Annotated in this window: 16 protein-coding genes; 8 read left to right on the forward strand and 8 right to left on the reverse strand. The window is 72.3% G+C overall.

What is annotated here, in order from left to right; genetic code table 11:
• Positions 1 to 163 precede the first annotated feature (163 nt).
• The 3 genes from pyrH to BMX65_RS24495 all read left to right on the forward strand — a co-directional run bounded on the left by pyrH (position 164) and on the right by BMX65_RS24495 (position 2,978).
• On the forward strand, positions 164 to 919 hold the full coding sequence (gene pyrH / locus BMX65_RS24485; protein ID WP_026004505.1) for a UMP kinase: 756 nt from the start codon (positions 164 to 166) through the stop codon (positions 917 to 919).
• Positions 920 to 1,202: 283 nt separating this feature from the next.
• Entirely contained in the window at positions 1,203 to 1,760 is a 558-nt protein-coding gene (gene frr / locus BMX65_RS24490; RefSeq protein ID WP_075002517.1) for a ribosome recycling factor, read from the forward strand.
• A gap of 39 nt (positions 1,761 to 1,799) precedes the next feature.
• Entirely contained in the window at positions 1,800 to 2,978 is a 1,179-nt protein-coding gene (locus BMX65_RS24495; RefSeq protein ID WP_075002518.1) for a phosphatidate cytidylyltransferase, read from the forward strand.
• A 283-nt stretch (positions 2,979 to 3,261) separates the two neighbouring features.
• Here the strand turns inward: BMX65_RS24495 and BMX65_RS24500 are convergent, their stop codons facing one another.
• Positions 3,262 to 3,999, reverse strand: coding sequence for a VOC family protein (locus tag BMX65_RS24500; protein WP_075002519.1), 738 nt, complete (start codon positions 3,997 to 3,999; stop codon positions 3,262 to 3,264).
• Positions 4,000 to 4,201: 202 nt separating this feature from the next.
• On the opposite strand from BMX65_RS24500, the gene rlmN reads away from it, so the two are divergent.
• The 4 genes from rlmN to BMX65_RS24520 all read left to right on the forward strand — a co-directional run bounded on the left by rlmN (position 4,202) and on the right by BMX65_RS24520 (position 9,457).
• Positions 4,202 to 5,308, forward strand: coding sequence for a dual-specificity RNA methyltransferase RlmN (gene rlmN, locus BMX65_RS24505; protein ID WP_075002520.1), 1,107 nt, complete (start codon positions 4,202 to 4,204; stop codon positions 5,306 to 5,308).
• A gap of 163 nt (positions 5,309 to 5,471) precedes the next feature.
• Positions 5,472 to 6,548 carry a thiamine ABC transporter substrate-binding protein gene (locus BMX65_RS24510; RefSeq protein WP_075002521.1) on the forward strand — a complete coding sequence of 359 codons (1,077 nt, stop codon included), beginning with the start codon at positions 5,472 to 5,474 and terminating at the stop codon, positions 6,546 to 6,548.
• Positions 6,549 to 6,697: 149 nt separating this feature from the next.
• The gene (locus BMX65_RS24515; protein ID WP_075002589.1) at positions 6,698 to 8,308 is read left to right on the forward strand and encodes an ABC transporter permease; all 1,611 of its coding nucleotides are present in this window, start codon (positions 6,698 to 6,700) and stop codon (positions 8,306 to 8,308) included.
• Positions 8,309 to 9,457: an ABC transporter ATP-binding protein gene (locus tag BMX65_RS24520; protein WP_075002522.1), complete on the forward strand. Its 1,149-nt coding sequence runs from the start codon at positions 8,309 to 8,311 to the stop codon at positions 9,455 to 9,457.
• Here the strand turns inward: BMX65_RS24520 and BMX65_RS24525 are convergent.
• The 4 genes from BMX65_RS24525 to BMX65_RS24540 form a co-directional block, all read right to left on the reverse strand.
• Positions 9,435 to 10,679, reverse strand: coding sequence for a hypothetical protein (locus BMX65_RS24525; protein ID WP_075002523.1), 1,245 nt, complete (start codon positions 10,677 to 10,679; stop codon positions 9,435 to 9,437). The two genes, BMX65_RS24520 and BMX65_RS24525, sit on opposite strands and share 23 nt — an antisense overlap.
• Positions 10,661 to 11,440: an ABC transporter ATP-binding protein gene (locus tag BMX65_RS24530; RefSeq protein WP_075002524.1), complete on the reverse strand. Its 780-nt coding sequence runs from the start codon at positions 11,438 to 11,440 to the stop codon at positions 10,661 to 10,663. Before BMX65_RS24530 ends, BMX65_RS24525 begins: the two co-directional genes overlap by 19 nt.
• A 144-nt stretch (positions 11,441 to 11,584) precedes the next feature.
• On the reverse strand, positions 11,585 to 12,946 hold the full coding sequence (locus BMX65_RS24535; protein WP_075002525.1) for an aspartate aminotransferase family protein: 1,362 nt from the start codon (positions 12,944 to 12,946) through the stop codon (positions 11,585 to 11,587).
• A gap of 2 nt (positions 12,947 to 12,948) precedes the next feature.
• Positions 12,949 to 13,437 (reverse strand): Lrp/AsnC family transcriptional regulator, encoded by a 489-nt coding sequence (locus BMX65_RS24540; RefSeq protein WP_086022648.1) that lies wholly within the window; start codon positions 13,435 to 13,437, stop codon positions 12,949 to 12,951.
• A gap of 171 nt (positions 13,438 to 13,608) precedes the next feature.
• On the opposite strand from BMX65_RS24540, the gene BMX65_RS24545 reads away from it, so the two are divergent.
• Positions 13,609 to 15,042, forward strand: coding sequence for a gamma-aminobutyraldehyde dehydrogenase (locus BMX65_RS24545; protein ID WP_075002526.1), 1,434 nt, complete (start codon positions 13,609 to 13,611; stop codon positions 15,040 to 15,042).
• 132 nt (positions 15,043 to 15,174) lie between these two features.
• Here the strand turns inward: BMX65_RS24545 and BMX65_RS24550 are convergent, their stop codons facing one another.
• The 3 genes from BMX65_RS24550 to BMX65_RS24560 all read right to left on the reverse strand — a co-directional run bounded on the left by BMX65_RS24550 (position 15,175) and on the right by BMX65_RS24560 (position 17,390).
• Entirely contained in the window at positions 15,175 to 15,531 is a 357-nt protein-coding gene (locus tag BMX65_RS24550; protein WP_075002527.1) for a zinc-ribbon domain-containing protein, read from the reverse strand.
• A 72-nt stretch (positions 15,532 to 15,603) separates the two neighbouring features.
• Positions 15,604 to 16,356 (reverse strand): glycerophosphodiester phosphodiesterase, encoded by a 753-nt coding sequence (locus tag BMX65_RS24555; RefSeq protein ID WP_075002590.1) that lies wholly within the window; start codon positions 16,354 to 16,356, stop codon positions 15,604 to 15,606.
• The gene (locus tag BMX65_RS24560; RefSeq protein ID WP_075002528.1) at positions 16,353 to 17,390 is read right to left on the reverse strand and encodes an adenosine deaminase; all 1,038 of its coding nucleotides are present in this window, start codon (positions 17,388 to 17,390) and stop codon (positions 16,353 to 16,355) included. Before BMX65_RS24560 ends, BMX65_RS24555 begins: the two co-directional genes overlap by 4 nt.
• Positions 17,391 to 17,496: the final 106 nt, after the last annotated feature.

Consider the following 17,496-nt stretch of genomic DNA (forward strand, 5'->3'; position numbering starts at 1 on the left):
CTGCTCGCTCGGGGGTGGAGCACACCGGGTAGTGCGCACGGAACCGGCACGGGCCCGATAAGGTCGGGCACAGGGCAGTTGTGACGAGGAGGCCATTGCCGCAGAGGGAACCGCGAGGATCCGACGGCAATGGCCTCTTTCGTATGTGCACGAGGAGATCTCCATGAGCAGCAATGACACCGACAACGACAGCGACGGCCGACGGCGCTTCCTGCTGAAGCTCTCCGGCGAGGCGTTCGCCGGTGGCGGCGGACTCGGTGTCGATCCCGACGTCGTGCACAAGATGGCCCGGGAGATCGCCTCGGTCGTCCAGGACGGGGCCGAGATGGCCGTCGTCATCGGCGGCGGCAACTTCTTCCGGGGCGCCGAGCTCCAGCAGCGCGGCATGGACCGGGCGCGCTCGGACTACATGGGCATGCTCGGCACCGTGATGAACTGCCTGGCGCTCCAGGACTTCCTGGAGAAGGAAGGCATCGACTCGCGGGTGCAGACCGCCATCACGATGGGGCAGGTCGCCGAGCCCTACATCCCGCTCCGCGCCATCCGCCACCTGGAGAAGGGCCGCGTCGTCATCTTCGGCGCCGGTATGGGGATGCCCTACTTCTCGACCGACACCACGGCCGCCCAGCGTGCTCTGGAGATCAACGCCGAGGTGATGCTCATGGGCAAGAACGGCGTGGACGGCGTCTACGACTCCGACCCGGCGCGCAACCCCGCGGCGGTGAAGTTCGACGCGCTCGAGTACGGCGAGGTCATCACCCGCGATCTCAAGGTCGCCGACATGACCGCGATCACACTCTGCAGGGACAACAAGCTGCCGATCCTCGTCTTCGAGCTGCTGGCCGAAGGCAATATCGGCCGCGCCGTCAAGGGTGAGAAGATCGGCACCCTGGTCAGCAATCAGGGCACCCGGCCCTGACCGGCCCCGGCCCGGGCCCCGCCCCTGACTCCGGAGCCGTACCCGGCATTGGCCCGGTCGGCGGATCCGCGGGTCCGGCGGGACGGCCGGCCACGGGTCCGGAGGTGCCGGCGGCAACATCGTCGCGCCGGAACGGCCCGGTACGGGGATGGACAACAGCCTGCCGGTCGGACACCGTGCAGGCAGCAGGGCATCGCGGGGGCCGGGGCGGCCCGCGGGGCGGCCGTCAGCTCACAGCCCCGGATGAAGCAGTCAGGCTCATTCATCGAACCAGGAGCACGTGGTGATCGAAGAGACCCTCCTCGAAGCCGAGGAAAAGATGGAGAAGGCGGTCGTCGTCGCCAAGGAGGACTTCGCCGCTATCCGCACCGGCCGTGCGCACCCGGCGATGTTCAACAAGATCGTGGCCGAGTACTACGGCACGATGACGCCGATCAACCAGCTCGCGTCGTTCTCCGTACCGGAGCCCCGGATGGCGGTGGTCACTCCGTTCGACAAGAGCTCGCTGCGCAACATCGAACAGGCCATCCGCGACTCGGACCTGGGCGTCAACCCGTCGAACGACGGCCATATCATCCGGGTGACATTCCCCGAGCTGACCGAGGAACGCCGCCGGGAGTACATCAAGGTCGCCAAGGCCAAGGGCGAGGACGCCAAGATCGCCATCCGGAGCATCCGGCGCAAGGCCAAGGAGGCCATGGACAAGGCCATCAAGGACGGCGAGGTCGGTGAGGACGAGGGCCGCAGGGGCGAGAAGGAACTCGACGACACCACCTCCAAGTACGTCGCACAGGTGGACGAGCTGCTCAAGCACAAGGAGTCCGAGCTGCTCGAAGTCTGAGCCCACCGTCCCAAGGTCCGAGGTCGAAGGCTGCTATCTGTGAACGACTCATCCTGGGGAGCGCCGCAACCGGACGCGGGCTACTGGGGCCCTCCCGAACAGGGCTCCGCCGCTCCCGCGGCGATGCCCCGCCCGGGCGATGGTCCGGTGTCCGCCCACGACGTGAGCGTCCCCGTGCACGATGTGGGCGGCGACGCGTCGCAGACTCGGCGTATGCCCATTGCACCCGACCCCGGGAGCCCCGGTGACGCCGGAGACGGCCGTGACGGCCGGCGCCGCCCCGATGGCCCCGGCCCCACAGATCCCACCGGTCCCTCCGGTGCGCGGCACGGCCAGGACGGGCCGGAACCGCAGCACACCCCACGGCGGCCCGAAGCGCCCGCGGCTGCGGAGGGGGGCAGGAAGCGCGCCGGGCGGGACCTGCCCGCGGCGATAGGGGTCGGTCTGGGCCTCGGCGTCGTCATCCTGGCCGCGCTGTTCTTCTACAAGCCGGCCTTCCTCGGAGTCATCGTGCTGGCGGTCGTCGTCGGGCTCTGGGAACTGGCCTCGCGGCTGCGGGAGCGCAAGGAGATCCAGGTCCCGCTGGTGCCGCTGGCACTCGGCGGCGCGGCCATGACGGTCGCCGGCTATCTGCGGGGCGCGGAGGGCGCCTGGATCGCCATGGCGCTCACGGCTCTGGCCGTGCTGGCCTGGCGCATGACGCAGCCTGCGGCCGACTACCTGCGGGATGTGACGGCGGCTCTCTTCGCTGCCTTCTACGTGCCCTTCCTCGCCACCTTCGTCGCCCTGATGCTGGCCGCGGACGACGGACCCTGGCGGGTGCTGACGTTTTTGATCCTCACGGTGGTCAGCGACACCGGTGCCTACGCGGTGGGCTGGCGATTCGGACGGCACAAGCTCGCCCCCCGGATCAGCCCCGGCAAGACCCGGGAGGGACTGGTCGGCGCGGTGGCCTTCGCCATGGCGGCGGGTGCCCTGTGCACACAGTTCCTGATCGACGACGGGCGCTGGTGGCAGGGTCTGCTGCTGGGCCTCGCGGTCGCGGTCAGCGCCACCCTGGGCGATCTGGGCGAGTCGATGATGAAGCGGGACCTGGGCATCAAGGACATGGGAACCCTGCTGCCCGGGCACGGCGGCATCATGGACCGGCTCGACTCGCTGCTGCCGACCGCGCCCGTGGTCTGGCTGCTGCTGGTGGTCTTCGTCGGCGCGGGCTGAATCCGCCCCGCGCGAGAGGTCCGGCGCAGAAGGCCGGGCGTGGGAGATCCGGCGAGCGCCCATGCCCGTACACGCGGGTGCGGAGTACGGGCGCCAGGTGTGTCCATGTCCCGGCGGTGCCGCATGCTCGGCGCCGGTCGGGAGCACCGGCCGCCGGGGACCCTGCTGCGTGGGAGGGGGAGCGAGCCCGCCCACGCGTCCGCCGCGGCGGCCGAGGAACGCGGGACGCGGTGCGTGACCCCGCCGGTCAGGGCGTGGCCACGGTGGGCCGGGGCGCTGGACCTCACATCGGGGTGAGCACGCAGAACTCGTTGCCCTCCGGATCGGCGAGGACCGTCCAGGACACGTCGCGCTGGCCGACGTCGATGTCGGACGCGCCGAGCGCCCGCAGCCGCGCCACCTCCGCCGCCTGGTCGTCACCGGGGTAGGGGCGCAGGTCGAAGTGGATGCGGTTCCAGCAGGTCTTCGGGTCGGAGCTGCGGAGGAATTCGAGGTACGGGCCGATTCCTTGCGCCGAGCGCAGCACCGCCTTCTCGTCGGTCACCTCGTGCACGGTCCAGTCCATCGCCTCGCCCCAGAAGCGGGCCATCGCCTGCGGGTCCGCGCAGTCGACCGCCACCGCGGCCATCGGCCCGGTGTCCCGGTAGACCTCCCGGGGCTCCAGCACGCAGAACTCGTTGCCTTCCGGGTCGGCCAGGACCGTCCAGGGGACATCGCCCTGCCCCACGTCGGCGGGTGCCGCCCCGAGTTCCTCGAGGCGGGCGGTCAGATGCGCCCGGTGGGCGGCAGAGGCGGTGGCGAGATCGATGTGCACCCGGTTCTTCCCCGTCTTGGCTTCGGGGACGCGCAGGACGTCCACGCAGAGGGCGACGGGGTCGGGGTAGGTGAAGCCCGGGGGCTCGACATTGGTCACCTCCGGTCCGTCGTCGACGACGGACCAGCCGAGCGCCGCGGCCCAGAAGCGGCCGAGTGCGGAGTTGTCCTGCGCCTTCATCGCAATCTGTACCAGCCGCGTCGCCATGCCGCTGATCCTAGGCCCATCCGGTCCGGGCCCCTCGGCACCGTGCGCAGGACGCCCGGCCCTCCGCCGCCCCCCCGCACCAGGCAGGGCTGCTCCCCGGGCCGTGCCGCGCTGCGCCGACGGCCGCCGACGGGGAGCTGCCTGCCGGCCCCCACCCGCTGACCAGCGGCCCGCCAAAATGATCTGCGACACTGGTACGGCTATGCCTGCACCCGGAGAACTCACGTTCGTCGCCCCGCGCGGCGCCAAGAAGCCGCCCCGCCACCTCGCCGATCTCGCTCCTGAGGAGCGCCGTGCGGCGGTCGAAGAGCTCGGCGAGAAGCCCTTCCGCGCCAAGCAGCTCTCGCAGCACTACTTCGCGCGGCTGGCGCACGACCCGCAGCAGTGGACCGACATCCCGGCCGCTGCCCGCGAGAAGCTGGCGTCCGGGCTGCTGCCCGACCTGATGAGTGTGGTGCGGCACATCAGCTGCGACGACGACGCCACGCGCAAGACGCTGTGGCGGCTGCACGACGGGACGCTCGTGGAGTCGGTCCTGATGCGGTACCCGGACCGGGTCACCATGTGCATCAGCTCGCAGGCCGGCTGCGGGATGAACTGTCCGTTCTGCGCCACGGGCCAGGCCGGTCTGGACCGGAATCTGAGCACCGCGGAGATCGTCCACCAGATCGTCGACGGGATGCGCGCCCTGCGGGACGGCGAGGTGCCGGGCGGACCGGCGCGGCTGTCGAACATCGTCTTCATGGGGATGGGCGAGCCGCTGGCCAACTACAAGCGGGTGGTCGGCGCCATCCGTCGGCTGACCGACCCCGAGCCGGACGGCCTCGGGCTGTCCCAGCGCGGTATCACCGTCTCCACGGTGGGGCTCGTGCCCGCGATGCTGCGCTTCGCCGACGAGGGCTTCAAGTGCCGGCTGGCGCTCTCCCTGCACGCGCCCGACGACGAACTGCGGGACACCCTGGTGCCGGTCAACACCCGGTGGAAGGTGCGCGAGGTGCTCGACGCCGCCTGGGAGTACGCGGCCAGGTCCGGGCGCCGGGTCTCCATCGAGTACGCGCTGATCAAGGACATCAACGACCAGGCGTGGCGTGCGGATCTGCTGGGCCGGCTGCTCAAGGGCAAGCGGGTGCACGTCAACCTCATCCCGCTCAACCCGACGCCCGGCTCCAAGTGGACCGCCTCCCGGCCCGAGGACGAGGCCGCGTTCGTGCGGACGCTGGAGTCGCACGGTGTACCCGTGACCGTACGGGACACCCGGGGTCAGGAGATCGACGGTGCGTGCGGCCAGCTCGCGGCGACCGAACGCTGACGCCTGACTGGTAGTGTTCGAACGGGCCGCCCGGTGCGGCCCACACAACCGAACAGCCGACAGGGGAGCGCTCACAGCGCTGAGAGTGCGGCCGTACGCCCCGTACGTGCCGCAGACCCTCGAACCTCGCCCGGGTCATGCCGGGTAGGAAGTCGATGCACTGATGAAGAAGCACGCGCGGCGGGCTGCCGCCGCAACCACCGCTGTCCTCACCCTCGCAGTTCTGGCCACCGCCTGCGGCGGCTCGGACGACAGCGCCGACTCCAAGACCGTCACCCTCGTCACCCACGACTCGTTCGCCGTCTCGAAGTCCGTGCTGAAGGACTTCGAGAAGCGCAGCGGCTACAAGGTCGAGGTGCTGCGCGGCGGCGACGCGGGTGCCGCCGTCAACCAGGCAGTGCTCAACAAGGGCAACCCGCAGGGCGACGTCTTCTTCGGCGTCGACAACACGCTCCTCTCCCGCCCGCTGGACAAGGGCGTCTTCGCCCCCTACGAGGCCGAGGGCCTGGCGAAGGTGCCCGAGCGGCTGCAGGCGGACCCGGAGAAGCACCGGGTCACCCCGGTGGACACCGGCGACGTGTGCGTCAACTACGACCGCCGGTGGTTCGCCGACAAGAAGCTCGACCCGCCGCGTACCCTGCAGGACCTGGCGAAGCCCCGCTACAAGGACCTGCTGGTGACCGAGGACGCCGCCAACTCCTCTCCCGGCCTGGCGTTCCTGCTGGCGAGCGTCGCCGAGTTCGGCGAGGACGGCTGGCAGGACTACTGGAAGAAGCTGCGCGCCAACGGGGCCGAGGTCGCCGGGAGCTGGGAGCAGGCGTACAACGACCGCTTCAGCGGCTCCCGCGAGGGCAAGGGCAAGGGCGACAAGCCGCTGGTCGTCTCCTACGCCTCCAGCCCGCCCGCCGAGGTCATGGGCGAGAAGAACCCGCCCGAGCAGGCGCCGACCGGCGTGGCCAAGGGGACCTGCTTCCGGCAGACCGAGTACGCCGGACTGCTCCGCGGTGCGAAGAACACCGAGGGCGGGCAGGCGCTGCTGGACTTCCTGCTCAGCAAGCGGTTCCAGGAGGATCTGCCGCTGAAGATGTTCGTCAACCCGGTCCGCGAGGACGCCCGGCTGCCGGAACTGTTCACCAAGTACGGCGAGACCGTGGACGACCCCGCCACCGTCGCCCCGCGGAAGATCGCGGAACACCGTGAGCAGTGGATCAAGACGTGGACGTCGCTCGCCGTGAAGTAGTCGACCGCGACGCCGCGGCCCGGGACCTGCCGGACTCTCCGGAAGGGCCGGTGCCGCCCGGCGTCCCGGACGGCCCCGCCGCGCCCGCGCGACCGTCCGCCGCCGCGGACCGCCGCGGCGGCGGTGGCACCGGCGTGCGGCTCGCGCTGATGGCCGTCCCGGCGGCGTTCTTCGCCCTCTTCTTCGGCTACCCGGTGGCCGCGATCGTCTTCCGGGGGCTGCACGAGGGCGGCCGCTGGCAGTCCGGCCGGATCGCTCAGGTGCTCGGTGATCCCGACATCCTCCAGGTGCTCTGGTTCACGCTGTGGCAGGCCGCCGCTTCGACGGCGCTCACGCTCGCGCTGGCGCTTCCCGGCGCCTATGTGTTCGCGAGGTTCGACTTTCCGGGCAAGCGGCTGCTGCGCGCCGTGGTGACGGTGCCGTTCGTGCTGCCGACGGTCGTGGTCGGCTCCGCGTTCCTCGCGCTGGCCGGGCGCGGGGGAGCGCTGGATGTCTGGTTCGGGATGCGTCTGGACACCAGTGTGTGGGCGATCCTGCTGGCCCACGTCTTCTTCAACTACGCGGTTGTCGTGCGCACTGTCGGCAGTCTGTGGTCCCAACTCGACCCGCGCCAGGAGGAAGCCGCGCGCGTCCTGGGCGCCGGTCGGTTCACCGCCTGGCGGCGGATCACCCTGCCCGCGCTGGCGCCGTCCGTGGCGGCCGCCGCGCTGATCGTCTTCCTGTTCACCTTCACCAGCTTCGGCGTCATCCAGGTCCTGGGAGGGCCGCGGTACGCCACGCTGGAGGTCGAGATCTACCGGCAGACCGCCACCCTGCTGGACCTGCCGACCGCCGCCGTGCTGACGCTCACCCAGCTCGTCGCCGTCGCCGCGCTGCTGGCCGTGCACGCCTGGGCACTGCGCAGGCGGGAGAGCGCGCTCAGCCTCGTCCCCGCCGAGTACACCGCCCGCCGCCCGGCAGGGCCGGGCCAGTGGACGACGGTGGCCACCGTGCTGGGCGTGATGCTCGTGCTGACGGTCGTCCCGCTGCTCGTGCTGGTCCAGCGGGCACTCGACGGACCGGACGGATACGGTCTCGCCTTCTTCCGCGCACTGGGCGCCCGCTCGGACAGCGCGACCTTCGTCGTCGCGCCCGTCGAGGCCATCGGCAACTCCCTGGCCTACGCCGCCGTGGCGACGGCCATCGCCCTGGTGGTGGGCGGGCTCGCCGCCGCCGCCCTCACCCGGCGGGCCGGTCGGCTGGTGCGGGGTTTCGACGCGCTGCTGATGCTTCCGCTGGGCACCTCCGCCGTCACCGTCGGGTTCGGCTTCCTCGTCGCACTGGACGAGCCGCCGCTGGATCTGCGGTCGAGCTGGATCCTGGTGCCGCTGGCCCAGGCGCTGGTCGGCGTGCCGTTCGTCATCCGCACCATGCTGCCGGTGCTGCGTGCCGTGGACGTGAGGCTGCGGGAGGCCGCGGCCGTGCTGGGCGCCTCCCCGCTGCGGGCCTGGCGGGAGGTCGACTTCCCACTGGTGCGGCGCGCGCTGCTGGTGGCCGCCGGGTTCGCCTTCACCGTCTCGCTGGGCGAGTTCGGCGCGACCGTGTTCATCGCCCGGCCCGACGCGCCCACCCTGCCGGTCGCGGTGGCCCGGATGCTGGGGCGGGCCGGGGAGGCACACTACGGCCAGGCCATGGCCCTGAGCACGCTTCTCATGCTCGTCTGCGCGGGGGTGCTGCTCGCGCTGGAGCGGGTACGAACCGACGGCCGGAGGGAGTTGTAGATGCTGCGGCTGGACGCAGTGACCGTGAGCTTCGGCGAGCGGACCGCGCTGGACGCGGTCGACCTGGAGGTGGCCGAGCACGACACGGTCTGTGTCCTGGGGCCCAGCGGCAGCGGAAAATCCACCCTCCTGCGCGTCGTCGCAGGGCTGCAGGAGGTCCACAGCGGCCGGGTGCTGCTGTCGGGGCAGGACCAGACCGGTGTGCCGCCGCACCGGCGGGGCGTCGGCTTGATGTTCCAGGACCACCAGCTCTTCCCGCAGCGCGATGTCGCCGGGAACGTCGGCTTCGGACCGCGAACGCACGGCATGGGCCGGGCCGAGGCCGACCGCCGGGTCGCCGAACTGCTGGACCTGGTGGGACTGCCCGGTGCGGGGCGACGGGCGGTGACCGCGCTGTCCGGCGGCGAGCAGCAGCGGGTCGCGCTGGCCCGCGCACTGGCCCCGGAGCCGAGGCTGCTGATGCTGGACGAGCCGCTGGGCCAGCTCGACCGCGGACTGCGCGAGCGCCTCGTCGTCGAGCTGCGCGGCCTCTTCCGCCGGTTGGGTACGACGGTGCTCGCCGTCACCCACGACCACGGGGAGGCGTTCGCGCTCGCCGACCGGGTCGTGGTGATGGAGCGCGGCCGGATCGCCCAGGCGGGCACCCCGCTGGAGGTCTGGCAGCGCCCCGCCTCCGCGTTCGTGGCCCGCTTCCTGGGGTTCGACAACATCACCCCGGCCACCGTCGACGGCGGCACCGCGGACACCGCCTGGGGGAAGCTGCCCGTGCCGGACGACATCCCGCAGGGCGGCGGCCAGGTGCTCGTACGCCCCGGCGGCGTGCTGCTGCGGGAGCCTCGGGAGGGGCTGCGCTGCACGGTGGAGGCGCGCACGTTCCGCGGCGGGGACGCCTCCACGGTCACCGTGCTGCTGCGCCCGGACGCGGGGCCGCCCCTGGAGGCGGCCTGCACGCTGCGGGACGCGCCGCAGGAGGGAGCCGAGGTGGGGGTCGTCTTCGACCCGCGGGAGGTGGTCGCCCTGGGTGACCCGCACGGCGCACCGGACGCGGCGCACACTCCCGCGCCGCGCACGGCCGGCCCCGGTCAGGGGCCCCTCGTCCGGCCCGGGCCGGGAGACGGAGGAGCGGTCAGCCCGGAGGCAGCGCCGTGAACAGCCCGGCAGCCGCCGCGAGCGGCGCGTACACGGCCGCGACGGATGCTGCCCGCAGCAGTGCCACGCCCCGGCCCAGTTGCCGCGGCGCCCCGAGGCGCTCCAGCAGCTCTCGCACGGGGGCACGGGCGCGCCGGACCCGGGCGAGCGCCGCCAGCCCGGCGGCGGCCGCGCAGCATCCGGTCAGGGCGGCGGCGACGGCCACCAGCGGGCCCGGAGCGGGCACCCACTCGCCGGCCGGACGGGCCCGGAAGACCGCCACCAGCGCCGCGGCCACCGCGCTCAGCCCGCCCAGCGGGCGCCCGAGGAAGGATGCTTCGCGGACCAGCGAGCGCCCGGCCAGCAGCCGCACCGGGCCCGGTCGTGCGGCGCCCAGCAGATGTCCGCTCAGCGCCACCAGTCCGGGGCCGGCCACCACCAGGCCCACTCCGATGAGCGTCCACGCGGCGGCGAACGGCGAGCCCGCGACCTCCCCGGGGTGTTCTGCCAGGTCCCAGGCACCGCCGCTGGTGCGCGCCGCATAGGCCGCCAGCAGCAGGCCCGCCGTTCCGGTCAGCAGGCCGGAGGCCGCCTGCAGGGTGCTGCGCAGCAGCTCGGCGCGGCGCGAGGTCTCCGTACCGTCCCGCCGCCGGGCGGAGTCCACCGCTCCGCGGCCGTCCGCGGACCGCCAGGAGTCCTCCGGTGCGGGTGCCGCGGCGCCGGCCCGGGCACCCCAGGCGGCCGCGAGGGCGGCCGCCACCGGGAGCGCGCTCAGCAGCGTGACGGCGGCCGGGACGGGCAGCGGGGGCCCCTGCAGCGGCAGCACGGCCGCCGACGGCCGGGAAAGGTTCAGGACCGACAGCGAGCCGCCCGCGCTCCCGACGCCTCCCCGTACGGTCAGCAGCAGCGTCAGCGCGCTGCCCGCCAGGGCGGGTACCGCGGCGGTGCGTGCGGCCAGCAGCGGCAGCCGGGCGGGTCCCAGTCCGGCTGTGTGCAGGCCGAGCCGGGTCTCGGCCCGCGGTTCGGTGCGCCCGAGGACCACGGCCAGGTGCGCGGTGGCGGCAAGGGGGATCAGGCACCACAGCAGCCGCATCAGGACGGCCGCCCGGTGGCCGGGGTGCTCCAGGGCGTAGGAGAGCGCCGCGAGCAGCAGCAGGCCCCCGGCGGCGGAGGCGCACAGCAGCAGCAGGCGGAGCAGCAGCGCCGCGGGCGTCGCGGTGAGCGTCAGACGGAGAGTGAGCACGCTGCCGCGCCTTCCGGTCCTGCGGGCACCGCGGCGGGGCCGCCGGGCGCGGGGGTGCGCGCCCTGCGGCCGTCGGTGAGGGCGACGATGCGGTCGGCGAGTGCGGCACCGGTCGCCTCCGCGGTGCGTGCCGCCTGGTCGAGTGCGAAGTCGTGTCCGGCGAGGAGGACCGTGATGCCCTGCGAGCGGGCCGCGGCGCTGAGCGCCCGCAGCACCTGGGCGCGGTCGGTCTGATGCAGGGGTGCCGTGGGCTCGTCGGCGAAGAGCACCGTGGGGGAGTGGACCAGCGCCCGGGCCACGGCGATGCGCTGGCGCTGGGCCTGCCGGAGTGCGGGCGGCCGCTTTCCGGCGCAGTCCCCGACGTCCAGCCGCTCCAGCCAGGAGCACGCTGTGCTGCGGGCCGCGCGGTAGCCGTCGCCGTGCAGCAGGAGGGGGAGCGCGGCGTTCTCCCAGGCGGTCAGTTCGGGGACGAGGTGCGGGGTGCTGTCGATCCAGCCGAAGCGGTGCAGCCGCAGCCGTTCGCGCGCTGCCCGGCCGAGGGTGTGCACGGGGGCGCTGTTGAACCACACCTCTCCCTGGTCCGGCAGCAGCTGCCCGGACATGCAGCGCAGCAGTGTGGTCTTTCCGCTGCCCCGCGGCCCTGTGACGGCGAGGATCTCGCCTTCCCGGACGCCGAGCGAGACGCCCTGCAGCGCGGGTGAGCCGTCGTAGGCGTAGTGCAGTCCTCGGGCCCAGAGCACGTCGTCCGGCGGGGCGGCCATGGGGCACCTCCACTCAACATCGCGAGCCGTCATTCCCTCTGGAGGGTGAAACGAGGGGCGGGGGCATCGGTCACTGGATCGATGCCCCCGCCCCCCGTGCGGCCCTGTGCGGTGGTCGGGCAGGGCCGCGCTCCGCGGCGCGGCTCAGAGCTTCGTCCACGCCTCCGTGAGGACGGAGCGGAGGATCTGCTCGGCCTCGTCGAAGACCTTCTGGTCGGAGATCAGCGGCGGGGCGAGCTGGACGACCGGGTCGCCCCGGTCGTCGGCGCGGCAGTAGAGGCCGTTCTCGAACAGCGCCTTGGACAGGAAGCCGTACAGGACGCGCTCGGACTCCTCTGCGGTGAACGTCTCCTTGGTGGCCTTGTCCTTGACGAGTTCGATGCCGTAGAAGAAGCCGTTGCCGCGCACGTCGCCGACTATGGGCAGGTCGTGCAGCTTCTGCAGGGTGCTGAAGAAGTTGCCCTCGTTGTCGAGCACGTGCTGGTTGAGGCCCTCGCGCTCGAAGATGTCGAGGTTGGCCAGCGCGACGGCGGCCGAGACGGGGTGGCCGCCGAAGGTGTACCCGTGCAGGAACGTGCTGTCACCGCGGTAGAAGGGCTCGGCTATGCGGTCGGAGATGACCGCGGCCCCTATCGGCGAGTAGCCGGAGGTCATGCCCTTGGCGCAGGTGATGATGTCGGGCACGTAGCCGAACTTGTCGCAGGCGAAGACGGTGCCCAGCCGCCCGAAGGCGCAGATCACCTCGTCCGACACGAGCAGCACGTCGTACTGGTCGCAGATCTCCCGGACCCGCTGGAAGTAGCCGGGCGGCGGCGGGAAGCAGCCGCCCGCGTTCTGCACCGGCTCCAGGAAGACCGCGGCCACGGTCTCCGGGCCCTCGAAGAGGATCTGCTGCTCGATCTGGTCGGCGGCCCAGCGGCCGAACGCCTCGGGGTCGTCGCCGTGGATCGGGGCGCGGTAGATGTTGGTGTTGGGCACCTTGTGCGCGCCGGGGACCAGCGGCTCGTAGGGGGCCTTGAGCGCGGGCAGCCCGGTGATGGCCAGGGCGCCCTGCGGGGTGCCGTGGTAGGCGACGGCGCGGGAGATGACCTTGTGCTTGAGCGGGTTGCCGGTCAGCTTGTGGTACTGCTTGGCCAGCTTCCACGCCGTCTCGACGGCCTCGCCGCCGCCGGTGGTGAAGAAGACCTTGTTCAGGTCGCCCGGGGCGTGCTGTGCGAGCCGCTCGGCCAGCTCGACGGCCTTGGGGTGCGCATAGGACCAGATGGGGAAGAAGGCGAGGTCCTGGGCCTGCTTGGTGGCGGCCTCGGCCAGTTCGGCGCGGCCGTGCCCCGCCTGGACGACGAACAGGCCCGCCAGCCCGTCGAGGTAGCGCTTGCCGTCGGTGTCGTAGATGTAGACGCCCTCGCCGCGGGCGATCGTCGGAACCGGCGCGTTCTGGTACGACGACATGCGGGTGAAGTGCATCCACAGGTGGTCGTTGGCGGTGCGGGAGAGGTCCTTGCTCACTGTTATCGCGTTCCCCAGGTGTAGGTCTGCTTGCGCAGCTTGAGGTAGACGAAGCTCTCCGTCGAGCGCACGCCCGGCAGGGTCCGGATGCGTTTGTTGATCAGTTCGAGGAGATGGTCGTCGTCGTGGCACACGATCTCGACGAGCAGATCGAACGAGCCCGCCGCGATCACGACGTAGTCGACCTCGTCGAGCCCGGCGAGCGCGTCGGCGACCGGTTCGACGTCCCCGTCGACCGTGACGCCGAGCATCGCCTGGCGCATGAAGCCGACGGTGAGCGGATCGGTCACGGCGACGATCTGCATGACGCCTTGCTCCTGGAGCTTCTGGACGCGCTGCCGCACGGCCGCCTCGGAAAGCCCGACGGCCTTGCCGATGGCGGCGTACGGACGCCGTCCGTCCTCCTGGAGCTGTTCGATGATTGCCAGGGACACGGCATCCAGGGACGAGGAGCCTGCTGTCTTCTTCGAGTCGCGAGCCACGGGTGCCACTGTGCATGAGACATCCGCCGTCCCGCAACCCTTGAGCGATGTAATCCGCAGCCAATCGACTGACTGAACACTGATTCCGTCGTTCAATGGCGGTGGGCGTATCGAAAACGTTGCTCGGCCGGTTAGGGTGGCGGTCTCACCCATTGGACAACGGAGCAGGAGGGGTGCGAAGTGACCACCGAGCTGCGTCGACTGCGCAACTACATCGACGGGGAGTTCAGGGACGCCGCGGACGGCCGGACCACCGAGGTGGTCAACCCGGCGACGGGTGAGGCGTACGCCACGGCGCCGCTGTCCGGCGCCGCCGACGTCGACGCCGCGATGGCCGCCGCCGAGGCCGCCTTCCCGGCCTGGCGGGACGCCACGCCCGGCACCCGCCAGCAGGCGATCCTCAAGATCGCCGACGCGCTGGAGGCGCGCGCCGACGAGTTCCTCGCCGTCGAGTGCGAGAACTGCGGCAAGCCGCTGGAGCTGACCCGGCAGGAGGAGCTGCCGATGATGCTCGACCAGATCCGCTTCTTCGCGGGCGCGGCCCGGATGCTCGACGGCAAGGCGGCCGGCGAGTACATGGAGGGCCTGACCTCGTTCGTGCGGCGCGAGCCGATCGGGGTGTGCGCCCAGGTCGCCCCGTGGAACTACCCGGCGATGATGGCCGTGTGGAAGTTCGCCCCGGCCCTCGCGGCGGGCAACACGGTCGTGCTCAAGCCCTCGGACACCACTCCGGCCTCGACGGTCTTCCTGGCCGAGGTGATGGGCGCGATCCTGCCCAAGGGTGTCTTCAACGTGGTGTGCGGCGACCGGGACACCGGGCGGCTGCTCGTCGAGCACAAGACCCCGGCGATGGCCTCCATCACCGGCTCGGTGCGGGCCGGCATGGAGGTCGCCGCCAGTGGCGCGAAGGACCTCAAGCGCGTCCACCTGGAGCTGGGCGGCAAGGCACCCTGCGTCGTCTTCGACGACGCGGACATCCCGGCGGCCGTCGAGGGCATCCGGGACGGCGGCTTCTTCAACGCCGGACAGGACTGCACCGCGGCCACCCGGGTGCTCGTCCAGGAAGGCGTCCACGACGAGTTCGTGCAGGCCCTGGCCAAGGCCGCCGCCGAGGTCAAGACCGGCGACCTGAGCGACGAGGACTGCTTCTACGGTCCGCTGAACAACCCGTCCCACCTGGAGAAGGTGGCGGGCTTCATCGACCGCCTCCCCGCACACGCCAAGGTCGAGGCGGGCGGCGAGCGGGTCGGCGACAAGGGCTACTTCTACGCCCCCACCGTCGTCTCAGGACTCAAGCAGGACGACGAGATCATCCAGAACGAGGTCTTCGGCCCGGTGATCACCGTCCAGAAGTTCACCGACGAGGCGCAGGCGGTCGAGTGGGCGAACGACGTGGAGTACGCGCTGGCGTCCTCGGTGTGGACCACCGACCACGGCACCGCCATGCGGATGTCCAAGGTGCTGGACTTCGGCTGCGTGTGGATCAACACCCACATCCCGCTCGTCGCCGAGATGCCGCACGGCGGCTTCAAGAAGTCCGGCTACGGCAAGGACCTGTCGATGTACGGGCTGGAGGACTACACGCGGGTCAAGCACGTCATGACGGCGCTGTGAGCTGACCCCGCGGGGTGCGGCCGCCCCGCCGGGCGGGGCCGCACCCGCGACAGGCCCGCACCCCGGCCGGGGTGCGGGCCTGTCCTTCGCGGGCGGCTCCCGCCGGAGCGGGCCGCGCCAGGGCTCCGGGCCTCAGGACTGGTACGGGTTCTGCGGCCCGCGGTCCGCGAAGGGGTTCTGGCCCTGCGCGCCCGGCTGCTGCGGAGCACCGGCCACGGCCTGCGGAGCCGCCCCCGCGGCCGGAGCCGCGCCCTGGGCCTGCCCCAGCATCTGCTCGGCGCTCTCCTTGGAGATCTCGGTGTGCGCGCCGCAGAAGGTGCACTGCAGGGAGTGCTTCGCGGGTGCGATCGGGAACAGCGGGATGAAGAAGAGCGAGAACTTCGTCACCCGCTTGCGCAGCGCGTGCGCGGCCGGGTTGCCGCAGAACCCGCAGAGCAGGTTGAGCATGGCGAGCTGCATCAGCTTGCTGCTGGTACCGAAAATGATCACGGTGGTTCCATTCACGAGTGCGTAGCGAGCGGATCTGAGCCAATCACCCGCGGACGCTCTCCGGAAGCCGGTTCATGTAACAGGCGTGCGCCAACTCCGCGCGCGCCGCGGGCTGTCCAGCGCGCGCACCAGCCGCCCGACATGGTTGGTGGTGATCCCGTCGGCCCCCAGCGCGGCGAGCCTGCGCATGGTCCGTACCCGGTCGGCCGTCCACGCGGAGACCAGCCGCCCGTCCGCGTGCGCGCGGGCGACCAGTTCCGGGGTCAGCAGCCCGAAGCGGTAGTTGAGCCAGCGCGGCCGCAGCTCCGCCAGCAGCGTCGGCCGCACCGGTGCCGCGCGCTCCCAGGTGAGCGCCAGTTCGGCGCCCGGCGACGCCGCGCGCACCCGCCGCATCGCCTCCGGACCGCCGCAGTAGTAGACGCGGTCCGCCGCGTCCGCGGCCCGCACGGCCGCGACAGCGGCCGCTGCCGCGCCGGGATCGGGCAGATCGACCAGGGTGCGGACCCCGCGCGTGGCGGCCAGTGCCTCGGTGAGCGCGGGGACGCCGGGAGCCAGCGCCGCCAGCCGCGCGCGGGTCAGCGCGGCCACGGCGGCATCGTGCCCCCACAGCCGCTCCAGGGTGCGGTCGTGCAGCACCACGGGCACCCCGTCCCGGGTGAGCCGCACATCCAGCTCCACGGCGTCCGCCCCCGCGGCCATGGCGGCCCGGAAGGAGGGCAGGGTGTTCTCGCGCGCCGCCCAGGGCGCGCCCCGGTGCGCCACCGCGGCCGGCCTGCGGCCGGAGGAGGCCGCAGGCCGGTCCGTTCCGGCCGGCTCTCCGGTCACCCCGTACGCTGCCAAGCTGCCAGGTGTGCGTCGATCTCCTCGCACAGCCGGGCCTTGCCGCCCTCGTCCAGGAAGGACACCCGCACCGCGTTCCTGGCCAGCGTGGCCACTCCCGCCGCGTCCAGGCCCAGCAGCTTCGCCGCGATGCCGTACTCGGTGTTGAGGTCGGTGCCGAACATCGGCGGGTCGTCGCTGTTGATCGTGACCAGCACCCCGGCCTTGACCATCTCCGCGACGGGGTGGTCGGCCAGGGTCTCCACCGCGCGGGTCGCGATGTTCGAGGTCGGGCAGACCTCCAGCGGGATCCCGCGCTCGGCCAGGTGCTCCAGCAACCGGGGGTCCTGGACGGCGCTGGTGCCGTGGCCGATCCGCTCGGCACGCAGCGAGGTGAGCGCGTCCCAGATCGTGCCCGGGCCCGTGGTCTCCCCCGCGTGCGGGACGCTGTGCAGCCCGGTGGCCAGCGCCCGGTCGAAGTAGGGCTTGAACTGCGGGCGGGGCACCCCGATCTCCGGACCGCCGAGGCCGAAGGAGACCAGCCCGTCCGGGGCCATCGCGGTGGCGATCCGGGTCGTCTCCTCGGCCGCCGCCAGTCCCGCCTCGCCCGGGATGTCGAAGGTCCAGCGCAGCACCACGCCCAGTTCCCGCTCGGCGGAGCGGCGGGCGTCCTCGATGGCCTCCAGGAAGGCGCCGTCGGGGATGCCGCGGCTCACGGAGCTGTAGGGCGTCACGGTCAGTTCCGCGTACCGGATCGCCTGCCGCGCCATGTCGCGGGCGATCTCGTAGGTGAGCAGGCGCACGTCCTCGGCGTCGCGTACCAGGTCCACGACCGAGAGGTAGACCTGGATGAAGTGCGCGAAGTCGGTGAAAGTGAAGTAGTCGGCGAGGGCCTCGGGGTCCGCCGGCACGCCCGCCTCCGGATGGCGGGCCGCGAGTTCGGCCACGATCCGCGGCGAGGCGGAGCCGACATGGTGCACATGCAGCTCTGCCTTGGGCAGCCCTGCGATGAAGGCGGCCAGATCTGAGGATTCGGACAAGGGGTGCCTCCGGCTCCGTTGCGGGTCCGGTCATCGTAGGCGCCCCGGTGCCGGACGTGGTGTCCGAGCTGCCGCATAGCATGAGGTGAAGGGACCATGCGGAAGG

This window comes from Streptomyces qinglanensis (genome assembly GCF_900111245.1).
In the GTDB taxonomy this organism is placed as follows: domain Bacteria; phylum Actinomycetota; class Actinomycetes; order Streptomycetales; family Streptomycetaceae; genus Streptomyces; species Streptomyces qinglanensis.